The organism is Pseudarthrobacter sp. GQ63 (assembly GCF_059758765.1).
In genome coordinates this window covers 1-296 of the sequence record NZ_JCAXEF010000047.1, presented here as the reverse complement: position 1 = coordinate 296, position 296 = coordinate 1, and the positions used below count along the sequence as shown (strand labels likewise).

Sequence of the window (296 nt, the reverse complement as noted above, 5' to 3'; positions counted from 1 at the left end):
GAGACCTTAGCCCCGTAAACCTCCTCGAAGTGCGCGGCGATTTCCCCGGTCGTCAGCCCTCGGGCAGAGAGGGAGAGCACGATCTGGTCGATCCCGTCCAGACGCCGTTTCCGCTTGGGCACGATTACCGGCTCGAACGAGCCGTCCCGATCCCGGGGCACCTCAATCTCGACCGGACCGATCTCGGTCAACACGGTCTTTGACCTGGTGCCGTTACGCATGTTGGCTGCGATCGGTGTCTGGCCGTGCTCGTGGCCGAGGTGCTCTGTCAGCTCGGCTTCCAGAGCGGTCTCCAG

The 296-nt window shown here is 64.2% G+C and carries 1 protein-coding gene; it reads right to left on the bottom strand.

What is annotated here, in order from left to right; translation table 11 throughout:
* A partial coding sequence (locus AC6CHP_RS20775) for a transposase (protein WP_498232067.1) occupies positions 1-296 on the bottom strand: 296 nt, incomplete at both ends.